28 protein-coding genes and 1 pseudogene are annotated in these 20,128 nt (G+C 65.7%); 19 read left to right on the top strand and 10 right to left on the bottom strand.

The genetic code is table 11. The features are described 5' to 3' along the window. The first annotated feature begins 196 nt into the window (after nt 1–196). On the top strand, nt 197–2,128 hold the full coding sequence (locus tag ACH107_RS19185) for a prohead protease/major capsid protein fusion protein (protein WP_412507186.1): 1,932 nt from the start codon (nt 197–199) through the stop codon (nt 2,126–2,128). A gap of 84 nt (nt 2,129–2,212) precedes the next feature. Continuing rightward, nucleotides 2,213–2,548, top strand: a complete 336-nt coding sequence (locus ACH107_RS19180) for a DUF2190 family protein (protein WP_412507185.1) — start codon at nt 2,213–2,215, stop codon at nt 2,546–2,548. 5 nt (nt 2,549–2,553) lie between these two features. Here the strand turns inward: ACH107_RS19180 and ACH107_RS19175 are convergent, their stop codons facing one another. Next, a complete protein-coding gene (locus tag ACH107_RS19175) occupies nt 2,554–3,333 on the bottom strand; it encodes a PGN_0703 family putative restriction endonuclease (RefSeq protein ID WP_412507184.1) in 780 nt (259 codons plus the stop codon). An 84-nt stretch (nt 3,334–3,417) separates the two neighbouring features. Between ACH107_RS19175 and ACH107_RS19170 the strand changes: the two genes are divergently transcribed. After that, nucleotides 3,418–3,732 (top strand): hypothetical protein, encoded by a 315-nt coding sequence (locus ACH107_RS19170; RefSeq protein WP_412507183.1) that lies wholly within the window; start codon nt 3,418–3,420, stop codon nt 3,730–3,732. Nucleotides 3,733–3,737: 5 nt separating this feature from the next. Then, nucleotides 3,738–4,412, top strand: coding sequence for a DUF6441 family protein (locus ACH107_RS19165; protein ID WP_412507182.1), 675 nt, complete (start codon nt 3,738–3,740; stop codon nt 4,410–4,412). Nucleotides 4,413–4,459: 47 nt separating this feature from the next. On the opposite strand, the gene ACH107_RS19160 is transcribed toward ACH107_RS19165, so the two are convergent. After that, nucleotides 4,460–4,774, bottom strand: a complete 315-nt coding sequence (locus tag ACH107_RS19160) for an HPF/RaiA family ribosome-associated protein (RefSeq protein WP_412507181.1) — start codon at nt 4,772–4,774, stop codon at nt 4,460–4,462. Between the two features lie 134 nt (nt 4,775–4,908). Here ACH107_RS19160 and ACH107_RS19155 point away from each other — a divergent pair, with 134 nt between their 5' ends. Both ACH107_RS19155 and ACH107_RS19150 read left to right on the top strand, forming a co-directional pair. Continuing rightward, the gene (locus tag ACH107_RS19155) at nt 4,909–5,328 is read left to right on the top strand and encodes an acyl-CoA transferase (RefSeq protein WP_412507180.1); all 420 of its coding nucleotides are present in this window, start codon (nt 4,909–4,911) and stop codon (nt 5,326–5,328) included. Between the two features lie 93 nt (nt 5,329–5,421). Next, nucleotides 5,422–5,595 (top strand): annotated as a pseudogene (locus ACH107_RS19150) (phage tail tube protein); the annotation flags it as partial. 249 nt (nt 5,596–5,844) lie between these two features. Here the strand turns inward: ACH107_RS19150 and ACH107_RS19145 are convergent. From ACH107_RS19145 to ACH107_RS19120, 6 genes are all read right to left on the bottom strand, one after another. Further along, the gene (locus ACH107_RS19145; RefSeq protein ID WP_412507179.1) at nt 5,845–6,888 is read right to left on the bottom strand and encodes a patatin-like phospholipase family protein; all 1,044 of its coding nucleotides are present in this window, start codon (nt 6,886–6,888) and stop codon (nt 5,845–5,847) included. After that, the gene (locus tag ACH107_RS19140) at nt 6,885–7,106 is read right to left on the bottom strand and encodes a hypothetical protein (protein ID WP_397542031.1); all 222 of its coding nucleotides are present in this window, start codon (nt 7,104–7,106) and stop codon (nt 6,885–6,887) included. Before ACH107_RS19140 ends, ACH107_RS19145 begins: the two co-directional genes overlap by 4 nt. A gap of 99 nt (nt 7,107–7,205) precedes the next feature. Next, nucleotides 7,206–7,964, bottom strand: a complete 759-nt coding sequence (locus ACH107_RS19135; RefSeq protein ID WP_412507178.1) for a sensor histidine kinase — start codon at nt 7,962–7,964, stop codon at nt 7,206–7,208. A gap of 53 nt (nt 7,965–8,017) precedes the next feature. Then, entirely contained in the window at nt 8,018–8,176 is a 159-nt protein-coding gene (locus tag ACH107_RS19130) for a hypothetical protein (RefSeq protein ID WP_412507177.1), read from the bottom strand. Between the two features lie 180 nt (nt 8,177–8,356). Further along, nucleotides 8,357–9,583, bottom strand: coding sequence for a fatty acid desaturase (locus ACH107_RS19125; protein WP_412507176.1), 1,227 nt, complete (start codon nt 9,581–9,583; stop codon nt 8,357–8,359). Nucleotides 9,584–9,615: 32 nt separating this feature from the next. Then, nucleotides 9,616–9,858, bottom strand: coding sequence for a hypothetical protein (locus ACH107_RS19120; RefSeq protein ID WP_412507175.1), 243 nt, complete (start codon nt 9,856–9,858; stop codon nt 9,616–9,618). A 171-nt stretch (nt 9,859–10,029) separates the two neighbouring features. On the opposite strand from ACH107_RS19120, the gene ACH107_RS19115 reads away from it, so the two are divergent. The 3 genes from ACH107_RS19115 (at nt 10,030) to ACH107_RS19105 (ending at nt 11,851) form a co-directional block, all read left to right on the top strand. Continuing rightward, nucleotides 10,030–10,764, top strand: coding sequence for a Crp/Fnr family transcriptional regulator (locus tag ACH107_RS19115; RefSeq protein ID WP_412507174.1), 735 nt, complete (start codon nt 10,030–10,032; stop codon nt 10,762–10,764). 585 nt (nt 10,765–11,349) lie between these two features. After that, complete coding sequence (locus ACH107_RS19110) at nt 11,350–11,562, top strand: DUF3185 family protein (RefSeq protein WP_412507173.1); 213 nt, start codon at nt 11,350–11,352, stop codon at nt 11,560–11,562. Nucleotides 11,563–11,659: 97 nt separating this feature from the next. After that, nucleotides 11,660–11,851: a Thivi_2564 family membrane protein gene (locus ACH107_RS19105; protein ID WP_412507172.1), complete on the top strand. Its 192-nt coding sequence runs from the start codon at nt 11,660–11,662 to the stop codon at nt 11,849–11,851. A 157-nt stretch (nt 11,852–12,008) separates the two neighbouring features. On the opposite strand, the gene ACH107_RS19100 is transcribed toward ACH107_RS19105, so the two are convergent. Continuing rightward, nucleotides 12,009–12,398, bottom strand: a complete 390-nt coding sequence (locus ACH107_RS19100; RefSeq protein ID WP_412507171.1) for a hypothetical protein — start codon at nt 12,396–12,398, stop codon at nt 12,009–12,011. After that, entirely contained in the window at nt 12,395–12,814 is a 420-nt protein-coding gene (locus tag ACH107_RS19095) for a hypothetical protein (RefSeq protein ID WP_412507170.1), read from the bottom strand. Before ACH107_RS19095 ends, ACH107_RS19100 begins: the two co-directional genes overlap by 4 nt. A gap of 314 nt (nt 12,815–13,128) precedes the next feature. Between ACH107_RS19095 and ACH107_RS19090 the strand changes: the two genes are divergently transcribed. The 10 genes from ACH107_RS19090 to ACH107_RS19045 all read left to right on the top strand — a co-directional run bounded on the left by ACH107_RS19090 (nt 13,129) and on the right by ACH107_RS19045 (nt 20,033). Next, nucleotides 13,129–13,443, top strand: a complete 315-nt coding sequence (locus ACH107_RS19090; RefSeq protein WP_412507169.1) for a hypothetical protein — start codon at nt 13,129–13,131, stop codon at nt 13,441–13,443. Continuing rightward, nucleotides 13,440–13,784 carry a hypothetical protein gene (locus ACH107_RS19085; protein ID WP_412507168.1) on the top strand — a complete coding sequence of 115 codons (345 nt, stop codon included), beginning with the start codon at nt 13,440–13,442 and terminating at the stop codon, nt 13,782–13,784. Before ACH107_RS19090 ends, ACH107_RS19085 begins: the two co-directional genes overlap by 4 nt. Nucleotides 13,785–13,886: 102 nt before the next feature. Next, nucleotides 13,887–14,954 carry an FtsH protease activity modulator HflK gene (hflK, locus tag ACH107_RS19080; protein WP_412507167.1) on the top strand — a complete coding sequence of 356 codons (1,068 nt, stop codon included), beginning with the start codon at nt 13,887–13,889 and terminating at the stop codon, nt 14,952–14,954. Beyond that, nucleotides 14,951–16,039 carry a protease modulator HflC gene (gene hflC, locus ACH107_RS19075; RefSeq protein WP_412507166.1) on the top strand — a complete coding sequence of 363 codons (1,089 nt, stop codon included), beginning with the start codon at nt 14,951–14,953 and terminating at the stop codon, nt 16,037–16,039. The genes hflK and hflC overlap by 4 nt, the downstream gene beginning before the upstream one ends. 23 nt (nt 16,040–16,062) lie before the next feature. Continuing rightward, nucleotides 16,063–16,524, top strand: coding sequence for a phosphate-starvation-inducible PsiE family protein (locus tag ACH107_RS19070; RefSeq protein ID WP_412507165.1), 462 nt, complete (start codon nt 16,063–16,065; stop codon nt 16,522–16,524). 300 nt (nt 16,525–16,824) lie between these two features. Continuing rightward, nucleotides 16,825–17,304, top strand: a complete 480-nt coding sequence (locus ACH107_RS19065; protein ID WP_412507164.1) for a hypothetical protein — start codon at nt 16,825–16,827, stop codon at nt 17,302–17,304. Between the two features lie 197 nt (nt 17,305–17,501). Next, nucleotides 17,502–18,305 carry a hypothetical protein gene (locus tag ACH107_RS19060; protein WP_412507163.1) on the top strand — a complete coding sequence of 268 codons (804 nt, stop codon included), beginning with the start codon at nt 17,502–17,504 and terminating at the stop codon, nt 18,303–18,305. A 34-nt stretch (nt 18,306–18,339) separates the two neighbouring features. Beyond that, nucleotides 18,340–19,182 (top strand): transglutaminase-like domain-containing protein, encoded by an 843-nt coding sequence (locus tag ACH107_RS19055; protein ID WP_412507187.1) that lies wholly within the window; start codon nt 18,340–18,342, stop codon nt 19,180–19,182. Between the two features lie 115 nt (nt 19,183–19,297). Beyond that, nucleotides 19,298–19,789 carry a hypothetical protein gene (locus ACH107_RS19050; RefSeq protein ID WP_412507162.1) on the top strand — a complete coding sequence of 164 codons (492 nt, stop codon included), beginning with the start codon at nt 19,298–19,300 and terminating at the stop codon, nt 19,787–19,789. Nucleotides 19,790–19,844: 55 nt separating this feature from the next. Continuing rightward, the gene (locus ACH107_RS19045) at nt 19,845–20,033 is read left to right on the top strand and encodes a hypothetical protein (protein ID WP_412507161.1); all 189 of its coding nucleotides are present in this window, start codon (nt 19,845–19,847) and stop codon (nt 20,031–20,033) included. The last annotated feature ends 95 nt before the right edge of the window (nt 20,034–20,128 follow it).

The following is a 20,128-nucleotide window of genomic DNA, read 5'->3' as shown; positions in this document are numbered from 1 at the left end:
CTCGCGAAACTCGGCCGTGTACTTCGGGGTTCGCTTCTTCGATTCCATAAGGGTCATCCTCTGAGAGTTTTACCCTCTCGGAAACCCGGGACGGTTCACCGCGCTTCGCCGGTCGGCGGAGCTTGCGCCGAACACGGCCGATCCGGAGGCCCGCACCGTCGAGGTGATCTGGTCGGCCGGCGCGCGGATCCGGCGCATGACGCTGTTCGGCGAGCCCTACGACGAGGAACTGAGCCTCGACCCGGATCATGTGCGCCTCGACCGGCTGAACGCCGGCGCGCCGTTCCTGAAGGTGCACGAGGCGCGCGACCTCGACGCGGTGATCGGCTCGGTCGAGCCCGGCTCGGCGCGCATCGAGAACGGACAGGGCATCGCCCGCATCCGCATTTCCGAGCGCGATGCGGTCGGCGACATCTGGCGCGACATCGAGGCCGGGCACATCCGCGCGGTCTCCATCGGCTACCAGGTCCACCGCTTCGAGATCTCGAAGCCCGAGGGCGCGCGGGAGCTCTGGCGTGCGGTTGACTGGACCCCCTTCGAGATTTCCGCCGTGCCGGTCGGCGCGGATGCGGCTGCCGGCTTCCGGGCGAAGGAACCGGTCAACGACTGCGTCCTGCATCGCAGCGCCGCAGACCAAACTCAGCAGAGGACCAATGTGATGCACGACACCAATCAGAACGACGAGACCACCCGCGACGCGACCGACGCGCCCGCGGAGAAGGATACAGAGACGAAGTCCGCCGAGACCCGTCAGCAGCCGCAGGGCACGGCCGCCCGCAGCGAGCCGAAACCCGCGCCCGATCCGGCGCCCGGGGACCGGACCCGCAGCGTCGATACCGACGCACTGGTGACCGAGGCCCGCGCGCAGGAGCGCGAGCGTGTGTCCACGATCCACGGCCTCTCCGACAAGCTCCACCTCGAGCGCGGCTTCGCCGACGACCTGATCAAGCGCGGCGTCTCCATCGACGAGGCCTGCCGTCTGATCCTCGATCAGGTTGCCGCAAAGTCCGACGAGACGCGGACCTTTTCCCATGTCTCGGTCCCGCTCGGCGGCCGCGATGCGACGGTCACGCGGCGCGAGGCGATCTCCAGCGCGCTGCTGCACCGCTACAGCCCCACGCTCTTCCCGCTGGAGGACGCCGCGCGCGAATACCGCGGCATGACGCTGATGGAACTCGCCCGCGAAAGCCTCGAGACGGCGGGCGCCAGCACCCGCGGCCTTTCGCGTGACGAGGTGGCGACCCGTGCCGTGCACTCGACCTCGGACTTCCCCGAGATCCTCTCTGCGGTGACCAACAAGACGCTGCGTCAGGCCTACGAGGCCTATCCCCGGACCTTCCCGCTCTTCTGCCGGCAGGTGCTCGCCACCGACTTCAAGGCGATGCACCGCGTCCAGCTGGGTGAAGCGCCCCAGCTTCTGAAGGTCGGCGAGAGCGGCGAGTTCAAGCGTGGCACGCTCGGCGAGAGCAAGGAGAGCTACCGCATCGAGACCTACGGCCGCGTGGTTGCCATCACCCGGCAGGTGCTGATCAACGACGATCTCGACGCCTTTACCCGGATCCCGGCGATGTACGGCAACTCGATCGCCCAGCTCGAGAGCGATGTGGTCTGGGATATCGTGACGACCAACCCGGCCATGGCCGACGGCACGGCGCTGTTCCATGGCACCCACAAGAACCTCGCCGGCACGGGTGCCGCGCTCGCGGTCGACAGCGTGGGCGCGGCGCGCGCGGCGATGCGCAAGCAGACCGGGCTCGACAAGAAGACGGTTCTCAACGTCCGTCCCGCCTTCCTGATCGTGCCTGCGTCGCTGGAGCTGAAGGCCGAGCAGCTGGTCGCCCAGAACCTCGTGCCCGCCCAGAGCGGAAGCGTCGTACCGCAATCAATCCGGACGCTCGCGCCCATCGCCGAGCCGCGGCTGGACGCGGCAAGCGAGACGGCTTGGTATCTGGCCGCCAGCCCGAACCAAATCGACACCATCGAGTACGCCTATCTCGAGGGCCAGCAGGGCGCCTACATCGAGACGCGCAACGGCTTCGACGTCGACGGCGTCGAGATCAAGTGCCGCCTCGACTTCGGCGCCAAGGCCATCGACTGGCGCGGCCTCTACAAGAACCCCGGTGCGTGAGCCGGGCCATCCCCTGAACCCTGATCCCTGACGAACGGGCGGTCCCGATGGGCCGCCCGTCGTCGTATCCAAGAGGACCCCGCGATGAAGAACTATGTCCAGCCCGGCAACACGCTTACCCTGACCGCGCCCTATGCCGTGACTTCCGGCGACGGGCTGCTCGTGGGCTCGATTTTCGGCGTGGCGGCCGGCGATGCCGCCAGCGGTGTCGCCGTCGAGGCGGCGCTCACGGGCGTCTTCGACCTCACAAAGACCGGCTCGCAGGCCTGGACCGTCGGCGCCAAGGTCTATTGGGACGACACCAACAAGCGCTGCACCACGGTCGCGACCGACAACACCCTCATCGGCGTGGCCATCGAAGCGGTCGCGGGCGGCGCGGGCGACACCATCGGCCAGGTGCGCCTGAACGGCAGCTTCTGAATCGCTCAGATGCTGACCAGATACCGTCCCTGGAGGTTGTCGAGATGATCATGGAGCCATCGGGGTGTCGAAGGAATGCCGCGCCAGGATTGCCATAGCTCTGGGTAGCTCATCGCCTCGAAGGCCGGTGACGATCCGGCGACGCGTGCTTTGAACTCCTCTATCTCGTCGCGATGGGCTGCGAACTCCGGACCGGCATTCGGGTTTGCCGGCTCCCAGAACAGATAAAGCAGCGTCACGGGACGGTTGGGGAAGGTGCGTGCCAGTCCGAACGCATGCTTTATAAGCTGTGCCGCGTCGAGCCAGGTGTACTGGTCCGGGTTATCCCGGAGGCGCAGCATCTCCCGAAAGTATCCCTGGTCGCGCCGCCCGTCCCTGATCTGCTCCTCGTAGGCGGGCGAGAATTCGGCCCGGTGAGCCGACAGGTGTTCGGTCAGCTTGGACTCGATCCCGACCACGCCGCTGGGGCCCGTAAGCACGACGTCGAGGTTGGGAGCACGGCCACCGCGGAGTCCGGTGGGGCATTTCCGTTCGAAGCGAAGATCGTCGAAACCGGCACCCATCGGCATGGCGAGGTCGGCGATCCGGCTCCGAAACGGCGCGAAGCAGTTGACTGCCAGCCCTGATGAAGAATGGGCCGCCCTGAACTTGCTCTCCAGCTCGTTGCCATCGCCCGAGGACACGTCTGCTTCGAAATCCTCCGCCGAGACCTGCGGGAGAAGGGTGTCGCGGAAATCTGCAGCATATCCCTTCGGGTCGAGGGACGTGTCCGGGTGCTGGCGCATGAACGCCTCTGATAGCGCCTGAACGGCTCGGATCCTCGTCGGGCGTTCTGAATTCGATTCCTGTTTCATGGGAGCAGTATAGCCATGACCAGCGCGTTCGCATCCGCCCTCGACGCGCTCTTCGCCGACGCGCATCTCGCGCGCGACGTCGTCTACACCGCCGAGGGCGGCGCGCCCTCGCTCGTGCGCGCGATACTTCGGCGGCCCGACGACGTCACCGGCTTCGGCGACGCGCGCATCTGGTCGGAAACCACACGGCTGGATCTGCGCATCGCCGATGTTGCGAACCCGCGGCCCGGCGACCGCATCGAGATCGATGGCGAGGCCTTCCTCATCCAGGGCGAGCCCGTCCGCGACCGCGAGCGGCTCGTCTGGACCGTGGACCTGCGCCCCGCCTGACCGCGGTGAAGCTGAAACTCGACATCACGCCCGACCTCGTCGCCGCCATGGCGGCCGAGGTGACGGCCGGCGAGAAGGCGGTGACCGCCGCCATGCGCGAGGCCGGCACCGGGCTGAAGACCGCTTGGCGCGGCCAGATTACAGGTGCCGGGCTCGGCCGGCGGCTCGCGAACTCGATCCGGAGCCAGACCTATCCCAAGGCCGGCGAGAGCCTGAACGCGGCGGCGCTGGTCTGGTCGAAGGCCCCGGTCATCGTCGGCGCGCACGACACCGGCCCGCTCATCCGCTCGAAGGACGGGTTTTGGCTGGCGATCCCCACCGAGGCCGCCGGCCGCGGCCTCCGGGGCGCCAAACTCACGCCCGGTGAATGGGAGCGCCGTCGGGGTCTGCGCCTGCGCTTCGTCTACCGTCGCCGCGGCCCAAGCCTGCTCGTTGCCGACCGGGCTCGCATCAACGCCCGCGGCCAGGCGGTGGCGTCGCGGGCGAAGACCGGCCGCAACCAGGGTTCGAGCGTCCGCAAACGCTCCGGGGTAGTGTTGGCAGCGAAGAACGCGCCCATCTTCCTGCTGGTCCCGCAAGTGAAGCTACCGAAGCGGCTCGATCTGGACCGTGACGCCGAGCGGGCGCTTGACAGCGTGCCGGGGCTGATCGTGGCGAACTGGGTGGAGGGGAGGCTGTAGGCGCTGCGTATGGTCGTCGACGCAAGACGCGCCAAAGGTGCTCCGGCTCAGTGGCGACCGAGCTTGCCGAATTCGCTGTCGAGGAGCGACCGGATCTTCCTTGCTTCGCCGCGCAGGGCCGCTTCGACAGTCGCGTCATGATGGGTGACCGTCTGCGGCTGCATCCCCTCGGGCCTCGCCTCGATGGTGCAGCGAATGTCATCGGTCCCGCCCTTGGCGGCGTTCACATCTGCCAGGTGCACCTCGATTCGCGACAGCCGGTCTGTCAGATGTCCGAGCGCCGAAGCGACCGTTTGCTCGGCGACCTCGGCGAGGCGGTCGTCGCCCTCGATATTGGCGTCGGTATTCAGTTGGAACTGCATGTCGGTTCTCCTGTGTGTCTGATCACCTAACATGAAAAACTATGAAGATGGCTGATCGAGCGCAAGTTCATCTGCGTGATCAGTAGGAATGCTTGCGCGTCGATAGCGTGGGCGAGGATTCGAAGCCACTCGCAATGCCCACTCCACGCGAAACCATCCTCATCGCGCTACACGCGCGGCTCTTGGCGCTGCCCGCGACCGCGCTCCGCGGCGACGTGCTGCCAGAGCGCGTGCCGACCGACGGCTTGCTGATCCTGCGCGATGGCGAGCCGGGGGAGCCGGAGGTGACGTTGTCGCCGCTCGCCTACCACTACCGGCACCGCGCCGAGATCGAGGCGGTCGTGCAGGGCGCCGACCGTGACGATGCCTTCGATGCGCTCTGCGCGAGCATCGGCGTGGCGCTCGCGGCCGACCGGACGCTGGGCGGGCTCTGCGACTGGGTCGAGGCGGAAGCGCCGCGGCCGGTCGATCTGGCCGTAGAGGGCGCGGCGAGCCTGAAGGCGGCCACCATCGCGGTGGTGCTGCACTACACGACGAACGACCCGCTGAGCTGAGCTCAGCGCAGACGACCTCCGGCACCCGATCACTGACCCACCGGCCCGCGGATCCGCTCCGCGGGCCGCTTCTTTTTGCGACAGGAGAGCATCATGGCACGATCCCTTGGGGCGCGGGCGCGGCTGGCGCTCGGCTTCGAGACCGCCTACGGCACGCCGCCCGCCAGCGGCTTCGTCCGCATGCCATTCGCGCCGGGGCTGACCGTCGCCGCCGAACAGCCGCTGCTCGACTCCGAGCTGCTGGGCTACGGCCGCGAGGCGACGGCGCTCTGGCTGCACACGATGGTCGCGCTCACCGCCGGTGACACCGTCGAGCTGCAGGGCAAATTCCGTGCCGCGGACGGCTACTTCGCCGCCGATCACACGTCCTTCTGGGGCTGCAAGGTCGGCTGAGAGAGGTGCGCCATGGCAACCCAGAGACCGGAGGACGGCGCGAAGTGCGTCTTGGCGCATGCAGCGTTCGAGGGCGGCGAAACAGCACCCTTCGTCAACTGTGACCACCATTTCTTTCTGCCGCTATCCCTGGTGCCGGGCCCCGATCCCCTCGAACATCGCGCGCAGATCGACGGTCGAGCGTTCACCGATATCGGTGAAACTCGCGTCAAGCCAGTGCGTGGCGGTCTCGCGGCCCATGTCGCGCAGCATGCTCAGGAAGTCCCATTCCACGTTCATTTTCGAGGAGGCGCCGAGCGGCTTGAGCTCCGCCTGGTTCTCGACGACATGCACGCGCACCTGACGGTAATCGTCGGCCGAGAGCTTGCCCTGGCGGATCAGCCGGTCGACGAAGTCTATCGCGCGCAACTCCTTGAGCAGACTGCCGTTGAAGCTGATCTCGTTCAGGCGGTTCTGGATGTCCATCGGGGTCTTGGGCGCGCCCTTGCGCTCGATCGGGTTGACCTGGATCACGACGATGTCGTCGGTGCCAGTCTCGCCATGGAACGGAAACAGCGACGGGTTGCCCATGTATCCGCCGTCCCAGTAGGGGATGCCGTCGATCTCGACCGCCTGGTAGAGGTGCGGCAGACAGGCCGAGGCCATCACCATGTCGGCGGTGAGCCCCTCGCGCGGGAAGACCTCGACCTTGCCGGTTTCCACATTGGTGGCCGAGATGTAGAGCTTGAACGCGGTGCATTTGCGCACGGTTTCGAAATCAATGCTCTTCTCGACCAGGTCGCGCAACGGATTGCTGTTCATCGGATTGAGTTGATAAGGCGAGGCGATCCGCGACAGCGCGTCCATGGCGTGGTACATGGGGTTGTTCTGCAGACCCCAATTGCCCGTCAGCACGTCATAGGGTGTGCGTTTCAGGGGACTGTGCTTCGCGCCTTCGCTCATTGCGCGCCAGAAGCGATCGAGCGCCGCGCGTGCGCCCTCGGGGCCCTCACGGGTGAAGCCGTCGGCCAGCGCCACCGCGTTCATCGCCCCCGCAGACGTGCCCGAGATCCCGGCGATGCGCAGGCGTCCATCCTCGAGGAGGCGGTCGAGAACACCCCAGGTGAAGGCGCCATGCGCGCCGCCGCCCTGAAGCGCGAGGTTCACGAGTTTCGTTTTCTGCGTCATGGAGTTGACCTTTTCCGGTTCCGGAGGCGCTGGCCGCCCGCTCGGGCGAGCTGGTCCTCGACGACGCGCCCGCGGGGCAGCGCCATGGCGGCGATGATGCGCTGGCCCCCGGCGACAAAACTGCGCACCGGCAGGTCCGCGACCAGCGCGTCGATATGCGCCACGTGGTGCAGCCGGGCGCGGCCGCGCCGGACGCCCATTCCGGTGATGTCGGTCATCCGCTGACCTGGAAACGCGGGAACTGGCTCTCGGTCCGGCGGGCTCTGGTGGGCGGCGCGGGACCTGGCCTCAGACCCGTGCCCGTCACGCGCGCTCCGTCATCTCGCCCCTACCGCGGTGCGCGTTTCGCTCATCGCATCCGCCTCGGGCTCTGCGAGGCTGTCGGGGATCGTGACGCGGAAGCACGCGCCTTCGGCGAGGCCGTGGACGAGACAGATGTCACCGCCATGGGCGCGGACCAGATCGGCCGCGATCGCAAGTCCGAGGCCGGAGCCGGAGCCGTCCGGACGGGTGGACCCCTGGGACGACAGGAACAGATGCTTCAGCGCATCCTCCGGCACGCCAAGGCCTGTGTCGCGCACGTCGATGGTGCAGCCGGACCCACTGCGCCGGGCATCGACACGGATCTCCTTGTATCGAAAGTCCGGCCCCTCCAGTGCCAGAATGGCGTTTCCGCACAGATTCAGGAGCGTGCGGAACAGATCGTCCGGATCAGCGTCGATCTCGACGGCGGTCGCGACGTTATTGATCCAGCTTATCTCCGCGCGGTCGAGACCGAGCGTGTTCGCGACCTCGTTCACCAGCGGCGCAAGGGCGAGCCGCTGCCGTTGCGGCCGCCCCTTCGCCGCCTTGTCATCTTTGCGCGATGTCGTGCACAGAGTGATGGCCCGGTCCAGCGACGCGGTCAACTTCGGTTCCAGCCGCCGCACTGTCGGGTCATCGACCTGCGCCAGCCGGTCCGACAGAAGCTGCGCGCACGTCAGGATGTTGCGCAGGTCGTGGTTGATCTTGCGCGTGGAAAGGCCGGGTCCTGCCTGGTCCACTTGCCCGTCATCCAGGTTGCCGAAAATGCGCATCGTTGCGCCATTCATCCGGTTGTCCGGTGCTTTGAATTGGTCGATATTCATTCTCAATACCCCTTGTTGTCTGTGGCCGAATCCGACACGGCATCCGCGCCGGCGGACACGTCTTCCCCGAGCCCGTCCACGGTGTTGCAGGCCTGGAGCGCGAAAGATGCGGACAGGGTCGCCGCTAGGAGTGTGAGCGAGCTGAGCCTGGGCGTCGTCATGTCGGGTTCTCCTTGTGCCGAGACGCCCGCGGCGACCGCCGCGGGCTCTGCCACCCGCATTACGCCGATTGCTCAAAGCGGGCACTTACCTGCATCAGCCTTTCGCAGCACCAAATCAGCACCACATCGTTGCCGGCCACAATGTCGATCCCGGCGCGGATCGGCAAAACCGCACACGGCTCAGGCGGAAACTGCCCGGGCCTCGGCGAAGGACAGGAGCCTGCCGCGCGTCTCGTCCCACAGGTGCAGCCGCGCGCAGCGAAAGCTTTGCATGAGCGTGATGCGCTTGGAGCGCGCCAGCAGGTCGTGGTCCCTGACCACCTCGCCAAGACGGTAGAACGGGATCCGGCTGGCGAGGTGGTGCACATGGTGGACGCCGATATTGCCCGTGATCCAGCGCAGGATGCCGGGAAGGTCGTAATGCGAACTGCCGTGCAGGGCCGCCTCCTGTATATTCCAGTCCTCCTCGTGCTCCCAGCTGGTCTCCTCGAACTGGTGCTGAACGTAGAAGAACCACATGCCCGACATCGCGGCCAGCAGCATCGTGGGCAGGAACACGAACAGCAGGACATCCCAGCCGCCCAGCCAGACGATGACGGCGAGGATGGCGCCGATGGCGGCATTCGTGCCCATCGCGCTCAGCCAGTAGCGCCAGCCTGCGCGCATCAGGTGGACGGGCAGCCGGTTCTGCAGGAAGAAGGTGTAGAACGGCACCACCCCGAACATGAAAACCGGATGGCGAACAAGCCGATAAAGCGCCCGGCCGAGCCACCCCTTTTCGCGATACTCCCTGACCGTCAGGGTCGGGACGTCTCCGACACCGCGTCGATCGAGGTTGCCAGTCGTGGAATGGTGGATCGCGTGCGTCTTGCGCCAGACGTCGTAGGGCGTTAGCGTCAGCACGCCGAGCCCGCGGCCGATCCAGTCGCACAAGCGCCGGTCGCGGAACAGCGAGCCGTGCCCGCAATCGTGCTGGATGATAAACAGGCGGACGAGGAAGGCCGCGTTCGCCAGCGCAAGGGCCATGGCCAACAACGCACTGATAGAGACCAGCCACCACGCCACCCCCCAGATCGCGACGAAGGGCACCAGCGTGACGGTCAGCTCGAAGACGCTACGGGAGGGGATGGGCTGGCGGTAGGCTGCCAGTGTCCGGGTCCAGTCAGAGGGCCGCAACGCGGTGTCGCCCTGAGGGCCTTGCCCGCCGGCGGCCGGGTCGGCGCAGGACGCGGGCGTCTCGCCCCGGCGTGTCTGTGCCTGCCCGGACTCGTCGTTGTCCGCAGCGGGCTGCCGGGCCTGTGCACCGGATTGCGGCGTGGCGACATGGTTTCCCGCGTCAGCCGGCATGTCCTGATTGTCGGGCCGACCGGCGGCCGGGGTGTCAGCTGGTCTGGTCGCGCATGTCATGGTGTGCGTCGTCTCCTCTCTGGTCGAGCCTGTCATTCCGGCGGTCTGCGAACGGAGTTGCCGCCAGCGATGATTCGGTTGATGATGCTGGCCACGGCCCGGTGCGACTCCATTTCGGCGTCCGTGCCTGTGGTGTTCTCGTGGGTCGCCGCGGCATCGCGGAGCACCCCCATGATCTCGTGCTCGGGCAGCAGCTCACGATCGTTCATGGCAAGCAGCAGCGCCTCGCAGATCGAGAGGGCCGCCATGCCGGCATGATCTGTCTGGTCGGGCATCTTGGAGAATCCTTGATCCGTGGAGCAGAACGGCCGTCGGGCCGATCAAAGCCTGATTGATGTCACGGTTGTCGCAGAAAATGTGCTATGATGGACTGATCCACAGCAGTCATCGCGCCAGAAATTTCGAGTACTGAAACCATTGAGGACCGCCAACGCGTCACAGGGTCGATGAACAGCACGTTGAACAGCCCGCTCACCCGCAAGCTCTCGACCTTCGTCGCCCTGTCGGAGGTCGAGCTTGCCGTGCTAGAGCGGCTGCACCAGCGCCGCCGGACCTTCGCCGCCGGGCGGGACATGGTGCATCAGGGGCAGTCCGGGCAGGCGGCCTTCATCCTCTCGGCGGGGTGGGTCTGCTCTTACAAGATCCAGGCCGACGGGACGCGCCAGATCGTCGATTTTCAGATCCCTGGAGATTTTCTCGGGTTGCGCAGCGTTCTCCTGCGCACCTCGGACCACAGCTTCGAGCCCGTCGGTGACATCGAGGCTGCCGAAGTGATGGCGAGCGACCTTCTCGAAGCGCTCGCCGAGACGCCTCGCCTGGCGACGGCCATCCTCTGGGCAGCGTCACGGGACGAGGCGATGGTGGTCGAGCATCTCGTCAGCATCGGGCGGCGCGACGCGGACGCCCGCATGGCGCATTTCCTGCTGGAACTGGGGTCGCGGCTGGCTCTTGTGGGTCTCGGCGACAGGACCGGCTTCGCCTGCCCGTTGACGCAATATCATCTGGCCGATGCGCTCGGGCTGAGCGCCGTTCATGTCAACCGCGTTCTGCGGCAGTTGCGCGAGGCGGGGCTGGTGACCGTCCGCGACGGCCATGTCACATTCCGCGACCTCGACCGACTGACGGACTTGGCGGGGTTCGATCCGGAATATCTCGATCACAGCGGGCCGCTGCTGAAATAGCCGCGCGCGTGTCACCTCCGGGTTGGTCCCGCCGAAGCTGGGGCAGCGATGCGAGGTTGCCAAGCGCCGCAGCCGCCGCTTCGATCTCGATGATCGTGAGCGCCGTGTTGCGGGCGACATGGGCCCTTTCCGCGGCCCGATAATACTTGAGCGCGGCGTGTTTCCAGGCCCCTTCCGGCGCCGCGTCGCAGGCAGCCTTGAGGGATGCCAGGGTATCGGCGATCGCGATCTGGTCGTCCAACATCGGCGCATTCCCTGATCGAAACCCGAAGGACGCGACGCTTGCGCGCCCCGCACGAAGGGCATGTCGGGCTCTGACGCGGTCCTGCCATCGTGGGCTTGGGACGGGCGCCTGTCAGTCTCACGCTGACGCACCCTGGGTCGGGCGGCACTGATCGAGGTTAGCCGTCCTCGCGTTTCCTCTCGGGGGCGTCGGCCCCTGGCGAGGCTGATCCAGGTAAGTGCAGCCGCCCCCGGTTCTGCGAGGCTCATGGCTCAGGTCCGGCGTGCCGCGCTCCAGACCGGCGGCGCGACGCGGGCCAGGGCCGGGCGGCATCGGCCGGCGAAATCAACGGGGTCCACATCATGTCACTTTCGAACATCATCGGCGTCGTCGCCTCGGCGGTCGGTATCGCGCTGCTCTTCTTCGCCTGGCGGGCCTCCAACGCGCCCGTCGACCAGGTGTCCGAGGCTCTGACCGGTCGCTTCACCGGCAACACCATGTGGTACCTGATCGGCGGCGTAATTGGCGTCGTGGTCGGCGGCGCACTGCTGCTGCGCAGCTTTGCCCGCGTCTGATCCGTGTTGCGGAGCCCGGGCATAGGTCTGAGCCGCCGACCCAGCTCGCCGGGCCGCCATCGGCCCAGCATGACCCACTCACAGGGAAACCAAGTCAATGTCTCTCATCAATCTGGTCGTCACCCTTGTCGTCGTCGGCGTCGGGCTGTGGGCGATCAACACCTATGTCCCGATGGACCGCAGGATAAAGCAGATCCTGAACTTGGCGGTGGTGATCCTGATCGTCCTCTGGCTGCTGCGCGGCTTCGGGCTTCTCGGCGGGGTCGGCGATATCGGCTTCAGTGGCTGAGACCGTCCCAGTGTCGCCGATCACCCGGCCTCGCAGAAACCAGGCGGGCGATCTTCGGCGAAGCCGTCGGCCGGGTGTGAGGATCGAGTCGAGCCCGGGCAGCGTGGGGCGCTCCGCTGCGATAGGGGGGGGCGTGCCGGCCGCGGCGCTTGCCAGCCTACCGGGCCGGCGTCTGCTGGTGGGTCAGGCGCAGCCACTTGCCGTCGTCCCTCAGATAGGTCGAGGTGCAGACCGCCTCGTGGATGGGCTCGCCCGCCCGCTCGGCGGACACGCGATAGGCGAGAGCGGCAATCTCGCCTTCACGCGCGAGGTAGCGCTCGCTCATCTCGACGGAGCGCCACCGCTGGGCGACGTCCTTCTCGCGCCAGATCGCATCGCCCTGAAGGATGCCGGCAGGATAGGGAAAGACGAAGACCGCGCCCCGCGCTGTCATCCGGCGCGCGCTGTCGGCACCGCCGGTCCAGAACCGTTCCTCGAGATCCCAGAGGGTAGCGGCATCCTCCGGCGCCGTCTTTCCATCGGGCGTGGCGGGCGCTGCGGGTGTCATTCGCCTGTCCCCGACGATCCGCCGAAGAACATCTGCGCCGCGAGAAGAAGTGCGGCAGCGATCGCCCAGACCAAACCCGGCGCAAGCGGAGCCCCCGTTGCCGACGCAGGACCGGCCCTGCCGGGACGCGCCGAGCGGTCGGGAAGAAGATGAGCCAGTTCCCGCCCCACCGGGCCATGCGCCTTTTCGAGAGCCGGCACGTCGCGCACGCGCGACAGCAGCGCGCCGAAACGGGTCGCCGCCGCCTCCCGGCCAAGCGCGGCGAGGTCTGCCGCCTCCGCCCAGGGGTCGAGGTTCAATCGCGCAAGTGCCGAGAGAACCGTAACCGGGCTTCCGCGGGGGTCCTCGCCGACGAACGCGTAAAGGAAAGGCTCGAGTTCGGGGGGGTGGGGGTTGAGAACAAGTGGTTCGGACATCGTGATCGTGCTCCTCGATGGAAGGGGGGCGACCGGCTCGCCGTTCACGGCACAACGAACGCAGACGCATTCGTGCAGCCATTTCAGCCATTCTACGCACGCGTCGGCCCACGCGCCCTTACACAGGTCAGCCCGGCCGTTCGCCACCCCCGCGCGCCGACGCAGAGCGCGCGCTGGCCCCGGACTAACCTGCGTCAGCACCCGTCGAGCGGCTCTCGCCTACAAGAGGCCATCCGTTCGACCATCCCGGCGCCAAAACGGCGTCCCGGTCATGGCGATGAACGACGGCTCTGCCAACATCCTGGAGGCCCCGCATGACCACGCGCTCGACCAGATCGACGGTCACCTTCTCCGCCCCGTTCGCCCTCTCGGGTTACCCGGGCGAACTGCCCGCCGGCACCTACGAGGTCGTCGTCGAGGAAGAACTCCTGCAGGGGCTCAGCTTCGAGGGCTGGAGACGCACGGCGACCAGCCTGACGGTGCGTGGCAGGGGCAGCCATGCCGGACGGAGCGAGTCGCACGCGATCTCGGACAGCGACCTCGAGGAGGCGCTGCGACGGGACGCGGCCACGACCGAGACAAACACTCACAGCGAAGCGGCGCTTTCCCCGCAGGAGGATAGAACATGAACACTCCCGAATGGCTCAAGCCCGGCATCTACGGTGCCGTGATCGGCGCTGTCTTCGTCGGCGTTGTCGGATTTACATGGGGCGGCTGGGTGACCGGTGGCACCTCGAACGACAGGGCGATGGCGATGTCCCGAGACAATGTCGTCGCTTCCATGGTGCCGGTCTGCCTCGACATGGCGCGCTCCGACCCGGCACGGGCGGACAAGATGGAAGCGATCCGTGCCGCTTCGACCTACCAGCGGCGCGACGCGCTCATGACAGCCGGCTGGGCGACCATGCCGGGAACCGATGCCCCGGACCGAGACATAGCGCAAGCCTGCCTGAAGGAACTCGACCTCTGAGGGCATCCCGGTCAGAGCCGACCGAGTGATGGCGCAAAACGCGTTACGCCGTGAAACGCGCGCGACACATACCAAACGCAAAATCCAAGCGAGGACCTTTCAATGCCGTCTGATGAGAATGGATCTGGAGACCGTGGACCATGGAAAAACAGGCAGACCCGTGCGCCCCCTGAGGTTGACGCAATTCTTCGAAAGGGCCGGGATCGGCTGCACGGTATCTTGCCGGACGGCCCACCGCCGGTGAGGCGTCTGGCGATCGGGGCTGTCATTGCGCTTGCGGCGTTTGGGGCTTGGTCCTCCTGGTACACGGTGCCCAGCGACTCAGTCGCGATCGTCCAGCGGTTCGGAAAGTACTCGGCCGAAGTTCCTCCGGGGCTGCACTTCAAGATCCCGTTCGGGGTCGACGCGACAACGCTGGTCCCGGTCAAGCGTCAGCTGAAGCAGGAGTTCGGCTTCACGACGCCGGGCGCCACAGACCCCTATCAAAGCCCGACCGACGGCCGCCTTGAGACTGAGATGGTAACGGGTGACCTCAACGCGGCGCTTGTGGAGTGGGTGGTGCAGTATCGCATTCCCGAACCGCGCAAGTTTCTGTTCGAGGTGCGCGAGCCGAGCGCGACCCTGCGCTACGTGTCGGAATCCGTCATGCGCGAGGTCGTGGGGGACCGCACTGTCGACGAGGTGATCACCGTCGGACGCCAGGAGATCGAAAGCGAGGCGCTTGTGAAGATGCAGGCGCTCGCGACCAAATACGCCATGGGCATCAGCATCGATCAGGTACAGCTCAAGAACATCAATCCGCCCCAGCCCGTTCAGGCATCGTTCAACGAGGTCAACCAGGCACAGCAGGAAAAGGAGCGGATCATCAACGAGGCGCGGCGCGCCTACAACCGGGTTATTCCGCTGGCTGAGGGTGAAAAGGACCAGCGCATCCGCGAAGCCGATGGCTATCGCCTGCGGCGGATCAACGAGGCTGAGGGCGACGCCGCCCGCTTCACGGCGCTGCTGACGGAATATCGTCAGGCTCCCGAGGTGACGCGGCGCCGGATCTATATTGAAACCCTGCAGGATGTTCTGCCGGGCATTGGCTCCAAGATCATCGTCGACGGGTCCACGGCGAGCATCCTGCCGCTGTTGAACCTTGATCGACAAACAGGAGAGACCCCGTGAAGACCATTTCGTTCATTGCCGCGGGGATCGCCCTGGCCGGCGTCGTCACGGCGTCCTCCGCCGTCTATACGGTCGGCGAAGTGGAGCAGGCCATCATCACCCAGTTCGGCAAGCCCGTGGGCCCGCCCATCACCGAGGCGGGCCTCAAGGTGAAATTGCCCTTCGTTCAGGAGGTCAACCGAATTGATCGCCGGGTCCTGGAGTGGGACGGCTCGCCTTCGGACATGCCGACCAAGGACAAGCTCTACATCTCCGTCGATCTATTCGCGCGGTGGCAGATCACCGACCCGCTGCAATATTTCCTGCGCCTGCGCGACGAGCGCAGCGCGCAGTCGCGCCTTGACGATATCCTTGGCAGCGAGACGCGGAATGCCGTCGCCAAGCACGAACTCATCGAGATCATTCGGACGACCAAGGGGCGGACGCCACTGCGCGACAATCTTCTGACGGATCAGGAGCTTGCGCAGGATATCGGCGCCCTGGTGCCCATCACCAAGGGGCGGGCGCTGGTCGAGCAGCAGATCTTCGAGGCGGCGGCCGAGAAGGTGCGGGTCTTCGGGATCGAGCTTCTCGACATTCGTTTCAAGCGCATAAACTACAACGAGAGCGTGCGGCCCAAGATTTATGACCGCATGATCTCGGAGCGGCGACAGATCGCCGAACGCTTCCTGTCCGAAGGCAACGGCGAAGCGGCCCGTATTCAAGGCAACAGGGTGCGGGATCTCAACAAGATCCAGTCCGAAGCCTATCGCGCCGTCGAGGAAATCCGCGGCGCCGCAGATGCAGCTGCGGCGGACATCTATGCTGGCGCTTACAATGTCGATGCCGTTTCGGTCGAATTCTTCGACTTCACCCGCACCATGCAGGCCTATGGCGACATGATTTCCGACGACACGACGCTCGTCCTGACGACGGACAGCGACCTGTTCAGATTCCTTCGCGGAATGCAGGTAGAGGCAGACCCCGTTGGCGACCCTCCCGCGGTCCCGGGCGATGGCGGTATAGCGTCAACACACAAAGACCGACCCCAGACAGAAGCCGCGGCGCCGATCGCTACCCGGACAGATGACGAACCCGGCCAGTAGGTTCATGGCTGGAGTTCGTCATCATGGGTAAGGGCCACCTCGACAGTCCATCCCTGGCGGAGACGGACAAGGCCGATGACCGACATGGAGATACCGGGGCGGGGCGCGGTGAACGGCGATTTGCTCTCGGTCTGTTCCATATGATCGAGCGGTTGTTGCTTGTGATTATTGTGGCCATGACACTTCTCGCTGTTGTCTTCGAGATCCTGGCCATCTATCGGCTCGGAACCATTCTGCTGGCCGATATCCTCCTGATGTTCCTGTATCTGGAGGTGATTGGCATGGTGTCGGTCTACTATGCGCGGCGCAACTCCGTCTTTGTCTATCCGATATTCATCGCCATCACCGCGGTCGGTCGTCTGGTCGTGCTGCAGGGCAAGGAAATGGCGCCGGAAAACATTCTGATCGAGGCGGCCGCAATTCTTCTCCTTTCACTCTCTGCGCTCGTGACAATCTGGGCGATCGGCAAGCAGGGTGCACAATGACCTTCGATCACGTTCACAGTACGCGCCTTCTCCCACCCGTCCGCCCCGTGGCAAAGGATTGCTTTTAGGGAAGGCTCGAGACCATTCATGGCGATCAAACCGCCGAGGCCGGCTTCCGCCGCGTTCGAGCGAGACGAGCCGTTTGAGTTTTCACGACCCTAACCTGCGGCAGCACGCGATGTCGGCCCGCCTGGTAGATGGATGGTTGCGAGCTGGATCATGACCAACTGACTTTGGCCCGCCGGCATTCGAACTTGCGACGGCCAGGGTCGCTCACCTCGTCGCGATGGAGGAACATCAGTGGCATCAGTCGAAAATCTTTCCACGACACCCGCAGAGACGACCGATCTCGAACGGCGGGTGCTGGCACATGAACGGGTCTTGCAGGCCTTGATCGCGTACATGGCCCGCACCGAGCCGCGGTTCATCGACCACCTTCGAGAGCGGTTTGTGGAACCAATGCGCATGGTCAAGCATGAACACGACCACCGCGAAACCGACGATTACGCGGAGGAATTCATTCGCGCCGTGATGCTCCTCGGAGAAGTGCGCGCGCCGAAATCGAAGGAGCCGGACATGACCGACAAGCAACCAGTGCCGCCGAGAAGCGAAGGAAAGCAGGAGTCTTACAAGGACTGGCCGGCGCAGCGCGGTGGTGTCGAGGTACGCGAAAGAAACGGCATCTGGGAGGTGCGGGTGGACGGCAAGTTTCGCGGCGACTACCATCAGAGGGAAAATGCGCTTGCGGCTGCGGCCTTGCACAAGCTGTCATTGCGATGACCGATAGCACCCGCCCAACACTCCCGCAGGACTTCCCGATCCAGGTAGCCGAGAACGAAGGCATGCCGCCGGGACCAGATTCCATCGGCTTCTCGCCACCATTAGCGCCCACCCGAAGGGTCACAGGTACGCTCACGCTTGGGCTATCAAAGACACGGACGGCGACCGACGGACTCCGGTCCGCAAAGGAAATGCCGATGAGGCAGGAAGAGGTACCAACAAGGCGGCCGCTTGCAAGGCTGATCGCGAGGATAACGGTCGCTGCCGGTGTGATCGCGTCCATGGCCTTCCCCGTCCTTGCGCAGGACGGCACCGGGCCGTTGCCACAGAACGCTCAGTCGCGCAGCTATGGTGGAGGCTGGGACTGCGATCTCGGCTATCGGGTGGAGGGCGCCGAATGCCTGGCTCTCGAGATCCCCGAGAATGCCTATGCAACCGGCCGGTCCTACGGCTCGGGCTGGGCGTGTCGTCGCGGGTACGAGGAAACGGGAGGAACGTTCTGTGAGGCGATCCCGGTGCCCGAGAATGCCTTCCTGCGATCGTCCGGCTACGACTGGCACTGCGATCGTGGGTACCGGCAAGATCGCGAGACCTGCGTTCCCATCTTGCTGCCAGACAACGCCTATCTTTCCGACGATACCTCGGGCTCCGGATGGACCTGCGAACGCGGTTTCACCGCCAGGTCCGGCACCTGCGTTCCGATTGCCGTTCCCGAGAACGGCTATCTCACCAATGCGGACTACGGTGACGAATGGGCTTGCGAGAGGGGCTTCGTTGAGATCGATGGCCGTTGCGATCCCTTCGCGCTTCCGGCGAACGCCTTTCTGGACACGGCGCCCTACGGGCCGGGATGGCGCTGTGAGCGGGGATTTGAGACCGTCGACACCGCCTGTGTCGAGATCGACCTTCCGGCAAACGCGCATCTCGATCGATCCGGAAACACCTGGCGGTGCGATCGCGGCTTTCAACTCGCGGATGGGGCGTGCGTTCTTGGACGATAGAGCGCCACGATCGGACCACGGCGACCCGCCCGGAATCCGGATGAGGATCGGGTGCCGGCTGAAGTACCGGCTGACGCAACCGACGCCACTCATCGCCATGCTGAACGTGCACTACTCGCGCTTCGGCGACCTGGAGCGCGCCGATTATCTGGTGACCTCGCCTAGTTTGCCGCTCGAAAGCTATCGTGACGGGTTCGGAAACTGGTGCACGCGGATGGTTGCGCCGGCCGGCGATTTCACGTTGTCCACCGCCGGAATCTTCCGCGATTGCGGATTGCCCGATACGGTCGCGCCCGACGCCACGCAATCGGCTGTCCAGGATCTGCCCTTCGAGACGCTGGTCTATCTTCTCGGCAGTCGCTACCGCGACACGGATCTTCTGTCGGAAGAGGCATGGCGCCGGTTCGAGACCACATCGCCAGGCTGGGCGCGCGTGCAGGCGATCTGCGATTTCGTGCACTCCGCGGTCTCATTCGACTACATGGAGGCCAGCGCGACGCGCACGGCCTCTCAAACGCTGGTCGGGCGGCAGGGGGTGTGCCGTGACTTTGCCCATCTCGCGATCGCCTTGTGCCGCTGCATGAACATCCCCGCCCGCTATTGCACCGGCTACCTGAGCGAGTTCGGCGAACCCGAGCCCCACGCCCCGGACGACTTCGCGGCCTCGATGGAGGTCTTTCTCGATGGCGGTTGGTGGGTTTTCGATCCGCGCAACAACTCGAGGCGCATGGGACGGATCCTGATCGCCCGAGGCCGGGATGCAGCCGATGTGCCGCTGGCCCAGACTTTCGGGCCGAGTACCCTGACGCAGTTCGACGTCTGGACGTGGGACGCAAGACATGACCCAGCCGGGACGGCGCCTGTGTCTCGGAATTGAACCGGTAGCGCCCCATCGCAGGACGGGTGTGTTCCTTCGTCGTCGGCTCGCGAGGCCGGCCGCTCTGCCGGTGTTCCCGTCATGGCATCCCAAGTCACCATTCTGGAGAACCGAGATGACCAATTCGATCAAGACGACCGCCGTATTCCTGCGACCGTTTCAGCTTCCGAGCTTTAACGAGACCCTTCCGCCGGGCGAGTACGAGATCGAGACCCAGCTGCTGGAACCTGTGGACTGGATCGAATCGGGCACATGGACGTCGTCCGTGCTCGTCCGGCTGCATCCGCGCGCCTCGCATCCCGGACTCAGCCGAACGCTGACCGTGCCGGCCTCCGAACTAGAGCACGCGGTTGCCAAGGACAAGCTGACCGGCAAGGCGCTGACGGATTTCCTCCTCGAGGAGATGCTGGCCGATCCGATGATCCGACTCGTCATGCAGGCCGACGGCGTGGCCGAGCAGGACCTTCGCGCCCTCTACTCTCCCCAGTCCGACCAAAGGCAGGCAGAGCAAGACCACCCGTCCAAGACGGGAGAGCCCCGTCGCGGGAGGCATGCAAGCGATGCCGACCCACACTCCGGAAGCGCGCGCCCTGGCATCGGAGAATGACAGCCGTAACGGGCGGATCGTTCGCCGTCCGCCGTAGGGCCGGCGGGATTCCGCAATGACCGATGACCCGATCGATCTCGACGGCCGCAGGTCCGTTGCCGGACAGCATGCGTCGGAAATGCGACGGCGCCCCGCGAACAGCCGGCCACCCGTTACACTCCCGCAGCAACCGCATCTTGATAGCCTCGACGATCAGATGCTTGCGGAGCCTGCGCGAACCTGGGCCGAAGTCATGAAGAAGTGAACCGTCCCGGGTTTCCGAGAGGGTAAAACTCTCAGAGGATGACCCTTATGGAATCGAAGAAGCGAACCCCGAAGTACACGGCCGAGTTTCGCGAG

This window comes from Roseovarius halophilus (ex Wu et al. 2025), assembly GCF_047086965.1.
Note: the sequence above shows the minus strand (reverse complement) of the source record. Positions and strands in the feature narration are given on the sequence as shown.